Here is an 8,786-nt window from a genome sequence, read left to right as displayed (position 1 = left end):
AACAATCCGATAAAAAGGTTTTAGATTGTTAAAAAATAAAAAAGGTTTAAACTGCAAATAAGTATTAATCTGTCTTATCTGTCTTTTGAAAAAAGATCTTTTATATGTAATTATCCTTTATTTATGTAAATGCCGAAAGCTCTTGAACCAAGGTGAGTAGAAACGATAGGAGACATTTGACCGTATACTGATAATTTAACTTTAGGATTGTTCAAATTTTCTATTTCTTTGATGAATTCATCTACAATAACGTGATTTTCAACATAAATAATTTGAATATCTACTGCGCCTTCTTCTTCTTTTAATTGAAGGGCATATTTTAATAAATATCTAAAACAACTTTTCCAAGTACGGACATTTTTTTCTAAAGAAAAAAAACCTTGTTTCATTTTTAAAATAGTTTTCATCTTAAACAAACTACCTAAAAAAGATTTGAATTTACTAATTTTTTTATTGGCTGCTAGATATTTCAATTCATCTAAAGAAAAAAAAATGCTGCCTTTTTTTTGTTCTACAACTACTTTTTCAAATATTTCTTCATTAGTTAATACATTTTCGTTTAAATAATAATGAACTCTGGATAGAGTGAAATAGGTACCTGGTCCAACGCTTTCTGTATCAATAACGGTAATGCGGTCATCGCCTAAAATTTGTTTAGCTTTAAGAGCACTATTGTGGGTGCCGCTGAATTGTTTTGATAAAGTAAGACAAAGTATTTTCTCATATCCTAAATCAATTTGTTCTTGATAAGCTTTAACAAAAGCTTGTGGATTAGGTTGACTGGTAGTTACTTTAGTCCCTTGATGCAATAATTTCAATAACTTTTGGTTATCAAAGTCTTTATCGCTAAAAACTTTATTATCGTGCATAATAGTCATATGAACGACACTAAGATCAGAGAAAAGGCTTCTTCCAAAATCTCCTCCAATAGTGGATTCAACCACAATTCCTAATTTTCTTTTATTCATATTAACGTTTTCCTTATTTCTATTGAAAAATATAAATATGTTTAAAGCATAAACATAGATAAGTATTCTTGAATTTTATTTTTATCATTGGTTTTTAACATGATACCTTCTAAAGCAATTGAAATATCGCCTGTTTCTTCAGAAACGACAATCGTCATACTATCGGTTTTTTCGCTAATGCCTAAAGCTGCTCGGTGTCTTGAACCAGTAATTTTTTCAAAATGTTGATTATCAGATAACATAAAATAAGTTCCAGCTGATAAAATTTTATTTCCTCTAATGATAACGGCTCCATCGTGCAAAGGCGTATTAATGTTAAAAATATTTAACAATAGTTCTTTAGTAACGTTTCCGTCGATTAAAATAGATTTTTGTGCAAATTGTTCTAAAGAGTGGTACTTTTCAATAGTAATCAAAGCGCCTGTTTTTCTTTTGGATAATTCTAAAACACTATCTAAAATATTTTTTTGAGTATTTTTACTCCCCATAACAACGTTTTTTCTACTTTTCCAAGATTTAGAAAGAGCTTGTAGATGGTATCTTAAATAAGGGGCTTTAACGACTATAGGAGCGATAAAAACAAAAGTTAATAAAGGTGTATAAATATCAAAACCTAATTTTTCTTTTAAATCAATACCATTTAAATTCAATAATTTATTAATAAAATAAACACAATTGGTTCCTAAAAAAAAAGAATAAATTATTTTGGTTAATTCATATTTGCTGAAAAAAATTTGTAAAGAAAAAACACAAAAAACGCAAAAAATAATAATATATAATAATATTTTTAAAACATACGGAATTGACATAAGCAAATACCTCTAAAGCCAAATATTATTATTTTTATAATAATTCTTGGTTTTTTCTAATAAAAATTTTTTTAACGATTGATAAAACAAAACCATAAAGCGTTAACGAAACTGCTAATAAAACAATGTATTTAAGAGTGAAAGGATTTTCAAAATTTAATGATTTGTTCAAAACAGGGATGAATGGTAAGAAAAGGGCGAAAGTTCCGCCAACAATAGAAAACCAAAACATCATGCGAGATTTTTTTAAACTTTGCCAAAACTTATCATTTCTTAAACAATAAATAGTGAAATATTGAGTCCAAATAGAAAAGATAAACCATCTAGTTTGAAATAAACTAATTTTTTCTGCCTCATAATCTTTTAATTTTGAACTTTCTATAAAATATAAACCAAAAGAAAATAAAACATCAAAAGCAAAAGCTAAAACTCCAAAAACCATCATAAAACGGATAATATTTTTAAAATTCCACTGACGAGGTTTGTTTAAATTTTTTTCTTCTACATGATCAAAAGGCAAAGCTAAACAAGAAAAATCATAAATTAAATTTAAAAATAAAATTTGAATAGGCAATAAAGGGACAAAAGGCAAACAAAAAGAAGCCACTAAAATACTTAAAATATTGCCAAAATTAGCCGCTAAGGTTAATTTAATGTATTTTATCATGTTCGTATAAGATCTACGACCTTCTAAAATACCATTTTCTAACACTTTTAAGTCTTTTTCTAAAAGAATAATATCAGCGGACTCTTTCGCTATATCTACGCCTGAATCGACCGATATCGCTAAATTAGCGTATTTCATAGCAGCAGCATCATTAATACCATCTCCCATATAACCCACAACATTGCCTTTTTGTTTAAAAACAGAAACAATTCTGGCTTTTTGTTCTGGATTTAATTTAGCGAAAATATTAATCTTTTGGGTTTTTTGATACAAGGTCTCATCATCCATTTGATCTACATCAGTTCCTAATAAAAAATCTTGGTTAGCGATATTTATTTGGGAAGCGACGATTTTAGATAAAATTTCGTTATCACCAGTTAAAATTTTAACTTCTACATTATGTTTTTTCAAAGAAGCTATTGCTTCAATAGCACTTTTTTTCGGAGGGTCTAATAAAGTTAAAAAACCAATCATAACCATGTCTGCTTCTTTTTTAGAATCAGCTAGATTATTGTTATCAATTCTTTTGTAAGCTACACCCATCACGCGAAAAACTTGATTATTGTAAAAACTAGTTTTTTCTAAAATTTTTTCTTTATCAATTTGAATAATTTTAGTTTCTTTAGTTTGAGGATCAGTAATTTCCATATAAGAACAAATATTTAACATTTCTTCGATGGCGCCTTTAGTGATAATAGTTGTTTCCTTCTTTTTATCAACCACAATGACGCTCATAATTCTTCTTTTAAAATCAAAAGGAATTTCATCAATTTTAGTAAATTCTTGTTCAATATTTTGAAAAAAAACTTTTTCCTCTTTTTTTTGTTTCATTTTGTCAATAATCGAAGCATCAATCAAATTTTTTAAACCTGTTTGAAAAAAACTATTTAAATAAGCGTATTTTAATACTCTATTATTAATGTTATTGTTGATATCTAAAAAATTATCAATAATGATTTTATCCTCAGTTAAAGTACCTGTTTTGTCAGTAAATAAAACATTCATAGCACCAAAATCTTGAATAGAATATAAATTTTTGACAATCACTTTTTGTTTTGATAAAGCTACCATACCAATGAAAAAAGAAGTAGTCGCTATTAAAGGTAACATTTCAGGTGTTAAACCTAAAACCGTACTTAAAGCGAAAGGTAAAACTTCCCAAAATTTAAAATCGTCAGGCGCTTTAATGAAATTTAAAAAGACAATAGAAGGTAAAACAATAAAAATAGAAACTGTTATTATTTTAGCAATCGAATTAATGCCTTTTTGTAAAGTTGAAAGTGGCTTATCTTTAATCGCTATTTGGTTTATTTGGCCCAAATACGTTTTATTTCCGATAGAGATAACAATCCCTTGAGCATAACCAGAAACAACAGTTGTACCCATGAAAACAAGTTTTTTATCTTCTAAAATATTATTATATTTTTCCAAACAAAAAGCTTTTTTTTCAATAGAATCAGATTCTCCCGTTAAAGTGGTTTCTTTAACGAAAAAATCTTTTGTTTCAAATAATTTAATATCCGCAGGTATAATATCGCCGGCTGATAAACAAATGATATCGCCCACCACTACCTCATCTAACGGTATTTCTATAATTTGGTTCTCTCTTTTAACAGATGTTGTAGTTTGAATAATTTTTTTTAATTTTTCAGAAACATTGGAAAATTTAGCTTCTTGCATAAAATTCATTATATTAGAAACTAAAAGAACTAACGAAATAATAATAAAAGTTGAAAATTCTTTTTCCCCTTCTGAAGCAAGGTAAACATCTTTACAAAAAGAAAAAACAATTAAAAACAATAAAATCATATTAAAAGGGTTGAAAAAAAGTTTGAATATTTTTTTTGTCCAAGATTTTTTTTTTTTAGCAAAAATGTTTTGACCGTATTTTTTTCTTCTTTGAATAATTTCCTCCGAAGAAAGACCTTGGGAATTAGTTTTTAAAAGTGCAAAAGTTTGTTCAATATTTTGAGCGCTAATATATTTCAAATTCGGTAAATGATTTAAAAAATATTCATCAGATTTTTTTTTCATATTTTGCACTCCTTGGATAAAATGTTTATTAATAATATTAATAAATAAAAAAAGATATAAACAGAAATACAAAAAAATATTTAGATGAAAAAAGTCAAAATAATCATTCTTTAATTTATTAAAATCAAAAGATTAATAAATTAAAGATGGTTATTTAATATATTGATAAATTTTATCTGTTGTAAAATTCAACAATTAATTGTTCGTTAATTTCATGTAAAAATTCATTTCTTTGCGGATATCTAACGTATGTTCCCACTAATTCTTTGTTAACTGAAACATATTCGATTCTGTTGTTCTTATTGAATTCTAAAGCGTTTTTAACGATTTCTAATTCTTTAGATTTTTCTTTTAAAGAAACTTGTTGGCCTGGTTTTAAACGATAAGAACTAATATCAACTCTTTTAGCATCAACTAAAACATGACCGTGAGAAATTAATTGTCTTGCTTGTGATCTTGTTCTAGCAAAACCCATACGATAAACCATATTATCTAAACGAGATTCTAGTAAAGTTAAAAACACTTCACCATGAACACCTTTAAAATTACTAGCATTGTGGAAAATCTTTTTAAATTGTTTTTTCGAAACACCATATGTAAAACGGACTTTTTGTTGTTCTTGCAATTGAATACCGTAATCACTTAATTTGTTTTTACGTTTTTTTTGCTTACTAACTGCAAAACTTTCTTTTTTTCTAACTAACTCTTTGCCAGTTTCTGATAAAGAATAATTAAGACGACGTGAAATTTTCCATGTTGGACCTATATAACGTGACATTGAACTTAAATCTCCTTACTTGATTTTATGAAGGCATTAAAGTTATGTTTATTTAAGATTAATAATCTACTATAACTATTTTCCTTCTAAAACAGCAAAGAATTACTAATGCTTTTTATTAAAACATTGTCTAATAAAAAATAGAGATTAAGTCAACCAAAAATAAACACCTGTTTTACCATCTTCTATATTTTAAGTTAAAAAGAACAAATAGTCAAGTATTTTTTAACAAAATGATATCGATTTTCATAAAAAACTTAATAAAAAAGGTTTTTTATCAGTCAATAATTTTTTTCCTTCTTATTGTAAATGAATTGTTCCTATTCATAGTTTGATAAATTTTTTAAAAAGCGCATAATTTTCTCCAAAAATACCTTAAAAAGATTAATTAATTATCCAAAAGTTTGCGGCGAGGGTTTATGCCAATAAAAAATACCTTTTTCAGGGTTTTTTCTTTATTATTGTTTAGGTTTTGACGTCAATAAATTTATTGTGATCTTATAAAAAGTTTATTTCAAGAGAAATTTATTCGTTTAATACGGCAAAAAAGAATGTCATAGTTCATTTTCTTCTTTTTTTAGATCTTTTAAGGAAGAATATTTGCTCATCGTTTAACGTTTTATTTTTGAAAAAAATAGATAATAAAGACGTAGAGACGATAAAGATAGTGATAATTGATGCAAAGATAAAGAATTTAATCTTTTCAGTATTGAATTTTTTTAAATCATCATAAGGAAATTTCTCGTCTCCAGAAACAACGCCTAAAATCATGCTTATTACAAAATAAATTAAAGGATAAATGGAACCAATGTAAAATTGTTTTATTTTTAAAGAGGTTGTGTCGGCGGCAAAATAATAAATGATAAAAATCGGCATTAAAATATAATGTTCTAAAATAGCCACCAAATTAGAAAAACCTGGTTTATAATTAAAAAAACTTTGTTGACTGCCTTTACCAATCGCATATAAAACCATCGTTAAAGTAGAATTAATAAAAGTGATAAAACTAAAATATTTATTATTTTCTTTTCCCGTCCAAAAAACGATAATAAAATAAATATTAACTAAAACAACAGTTTGACGTGTGAATAAATACAAAGAAAAATAGTTTTATTCTTTTAATTGTCCTTTAACCAACCCTAAAGCCAAAGTGGTTAAACTAAATGTATAAAGGTAAAAATTTAATTTTTCTTTTTTAATTGTCATCATTTTTTTCTTCTCGTTTTCTTTTATAAGATGTTTATTCTTTTGGATTTTTTACCTTCAATAATAAAGGGTTAACATTCCTTAATCTCAACTATAAAAGTTTTTTTAAAGAGGAAGAATGAATTTATAATTTTATTGATTATTTATATTATACTACTTCTTTTTTCAAAAGTCAAAGAACAAAAGGTCATTTTCTTTATAAAAGTTTTGAGATATAAAAAAGATCCCTCAATAAGGGACTTTCGAAAAATAAATTTTTCTTATAAGCAATTATTATCGGTAATACTTATAAAGTATGAAAGACGTTATGTTTACGATAAGAATTGCAATTAATGATATAAAAAACTTTGGAACTCGTTCTTTTAAAACATTCTTTTTTTTCTTGTGTTGTAATTTTGCCTATTATAAGGGCAAAGTTTTTCCCCCAACACATAAAGAACAAAAAAAGCTTGAAAAATGGTAAAAAAGAATATTTAAAAACCAAGGAGCATTTTCAAAAAATTCAAAACCGAACAAAAAAGTCGATAAAAAGACTATTAAAACGTCGAAAAAAGTTCAATTTTATAAAAAAACTTTGTTTTTGTTTTGTTATTTGATTAATTATTTCTGTCAATACATTTATCCCAAAAAAGCTTTATTTTGAATAGCTGTTAAGTAATAACTAGTGCCGAAAAAAACGTACCAACTAAAAATTAAAAATGGAAGCTGCGATAATACTGTCCCAACCTTACGCAACTTGAGGGCCGTGCAATCCAATATGCCTTCTCAAATTTAATTCTTTTTTATTGTCATTATATAAAAAAACATAACAAGAATATATCTTATCACGATAATTCTCGTTAAAGATTAAAAATAACAGAATTCACAAAATAGAAAAGACTGACCACGCGAAAAAAGACCTTTTTAAAGTCTTTTTGCGAAAAAGAAACTCTGCCTATTATTAACATTGACAAAGCAAAACCAATTAAAAAAAATTAACTTTAAGAGAAAATGAGGATCATTATTGTTAAATAATTTGCTAGTTTTGTCTGGTATTTTTTCATTTTGATATCCTCATTATTATTATGACAATGTAATTACTTATATTATATATTCTTTTTTTGAACAGTAAAGGTTTCAAAGATATGTTAAATCATTAAGAATGCATGATATATGTGATATAGCCGATATTTTTCGTATTTATAAAATAAACGCAAAAAGAATGATTTATTACTAACTATTAGACGATAATTTTTTAGGCATGGATGGCGCATCTTTGATGGAAAAAATGATTATCTTATCTTTATAAAAAAACATATAAACCATCTTCTCCTATTTTGCTTCTTTTTATCAAGAAAAAAGTTGCGTTCCAATATAAATCATCCAATATAACCTAGAAGAACTAGAGAACGAATAAAAAAATTACGCCCAGCACAATAAAAACCCCAAATTTGTTACAAATTAATAAAAAATCATATATAATGATAAATAAAAAGGAGAAAAAAATACAAAAAAATCCCCCTAAAGGAGAGCACACTTTATCTTGCAAGACAAAAATCAATATTTTTAATATAGCGAATTACATTATTGAAAACAATATTTTTCCGGTTACACAAATGAAAATGAATAAAATGATTTATTACGCTTATGCTAAATCATTAGTTGAATACAACAAACCCCTTGTAACAGAAGAAATGCAAGCTTGGATTTATGAACCTGTTTTCCCTACCTTAACTAAGTTTTTAAAAAAAAAATTCACTTACCAACCAATACCCATCAATACCATAAAATGTGGAAAAGCCAGCAAATTAACCGCTCAACAAAAAACCATCATTGATGTTATTATCCAGAAATACGACAATAAAAAAGCAAGTTTTTTTATTTTATCAAACCCACAATGAATTGCCATGGTTAAACACTTATGACAAACACAAACTTTGATCGGAAAACATTATTAACAATGAAGATGTCAAAACCTATTTCCAACAAAATTTAAACAAAGTGAGATTAAAAGAAAATACAAATGAAAAAGGTTCAAATTGAAAATATTTTTATAGTTTTTTACAAAAAAATACCTTATTAAGGGTTTTTACTTTAAATAATAAAAAAGCGAGAAAGGTTAAAACAGCAAAAGAAAGGATAACACTTCAAAAGATAAAAGAAAAAATATTATGAAACAATTATTAAGTCATTTTGTTTATCCAAATTTTAACTTCCTTGAATCATCTTTATTCCTTTTTCGACCTTTTTACAAAAAAAGAGAAATTTGATGTTGATAATGACTCTTATTGATGTTATAATATTGTTTTAAAAAGATATTTTATTAATTTTTTTTGAAATATAAT

Annotated in this window: 6 protein-coding genes; 1 reads left to right on the top strand and 5 read right to left on the bottom strand. The window is 25.8% G+C overall.

Annotated elements, in window-relative coordinates:
• Positions 1-110: 110 nt before the first annotated feature.
• From ON17_RS02975 to ON17_RS02955, 5 genes are all read right to left on the bottom strand, one after another.
• Positions 111-968 (bottom strand): DegV family protein, encoded by an 858-nt coding sequence (locus tag ON17_RS02975; RefSeq protein WP_017192020.1) that lies wholly within the window; start codon positions 966-968, stop codon positions 111-113.
• Between the two features lie 41 nt (positions 969-1,009).
• A complete protein-coding gene (locus tag ON17_RS02970; RefSeq protein WP_017192019.1) occupies positions 1,010-1,777 on the bottom strand; it encodes a diadenylate cyclase in 768 nt (255 codons plus the stop codon).
• Positions 1,778-1,811: 34 nt separating this feature from the next.
• Positions 1,812-4,478, bottom strand: a complete 2,667-nt coding sequence (gene mgtA / locus ON17_RS02965) for a magnesium-translocating P-type ATPase (protein WP_017192018.1) — start codon at positions 4,476-4,478, stop codon at positions 1,812-1,814.
• Between the two features lie 172 nt (positions 4,479-4,650).
• Positions 4,651-5,256 carry a 30S ribosomal protein S4 gene (gene rpsD, locus ON17_RS02960; protein WP_017192017.1) on the bottom strand — a complete coding sequence of 202 codons (606 nt, stop codon included), beginning with the start codon at positions 5,254-5,256 and terminating at the stop codon, positions 4,651-4,653.
• 561 nt (positions 5,257-5,817) lie between these two features.
• Positions 5,818-6,354, bottom strand: a complete 537-nt coding sequence (locus tag ON17_RS02955) for a hypothetical protein (protein ID WP_017192016.1) — start codon at positions 6,352-6,354, stop codon at positions 5,818-5,820.
• A gap of 1,568 nt (positions 6,355-7,922) precedes the next feature.
• Here ON17_RS02955 and ON17_RS02950 point away from each other — a divergent pair.
• On the top strand, positions 7,923-8,342 hold the full coding sequence (locus ON17_RS02950) for a Panacea domain-containing protein (protein ID WP_017192014.1): 420 nt from the start codon (positions 7,923-7,925) through the stop codon (positions 8,340-8,342).
• Positions 8,343-8,786: the final 444 nt, after the last annotated feature.

This window comes from Poinsettia branch-inducing phytoplasma str. JR1 (assembly GCF_000309465.1).
Classification (GTDB): Bacteria; Bacillota_I; Bacilli_A; order Acholeplasmatales; family Acholeplasmataceae; genus Phytoplasma; species Phytoplasma pruni.
The sequence above is the reverse complement of the archived record's forward strand: the minus strand, read 5'-3'. Positions and strand labels throughout refer to the sequence as shown.

Bases quoted from the DNA above. Each gene is read 5' to 3' on its own strand.
- mgtA (WP_017192018.1), bottom strand. From the start codon at position 4,478: ATGAAAAAAAAATCTGATGAATATTTTTTAAATCATTTACCGAATTTG.
- rpsD (WP_017192017.1), bottom strand. From the start codon at position 5,256: ATGTCACGTTATATAGGTCCAACATGGAAAATTTCACGTCGTCTTAAT.
- ON17_RS02970 (WP_017192019.1), bottom strand. From the start codon at position 1,777: ATGTCAATTCCGTATGTTTTAAAAATATTATTATATATTATTATTTTT.
- ON17_RS02950 (WP_017192014.1), top strand. From the start codon at position 7,923: ATGATAAATAAAAAGGAGAAAAAAATACAAAAAAATCCCCCTAAAGGA.
- ON17_RS02975 (WP_017192020.1), bottom strand. From the start codon at position 968: ATGAATAAAAGAAAATTAGGAATTGTGGTTGAATCCACTATTGGAGGA.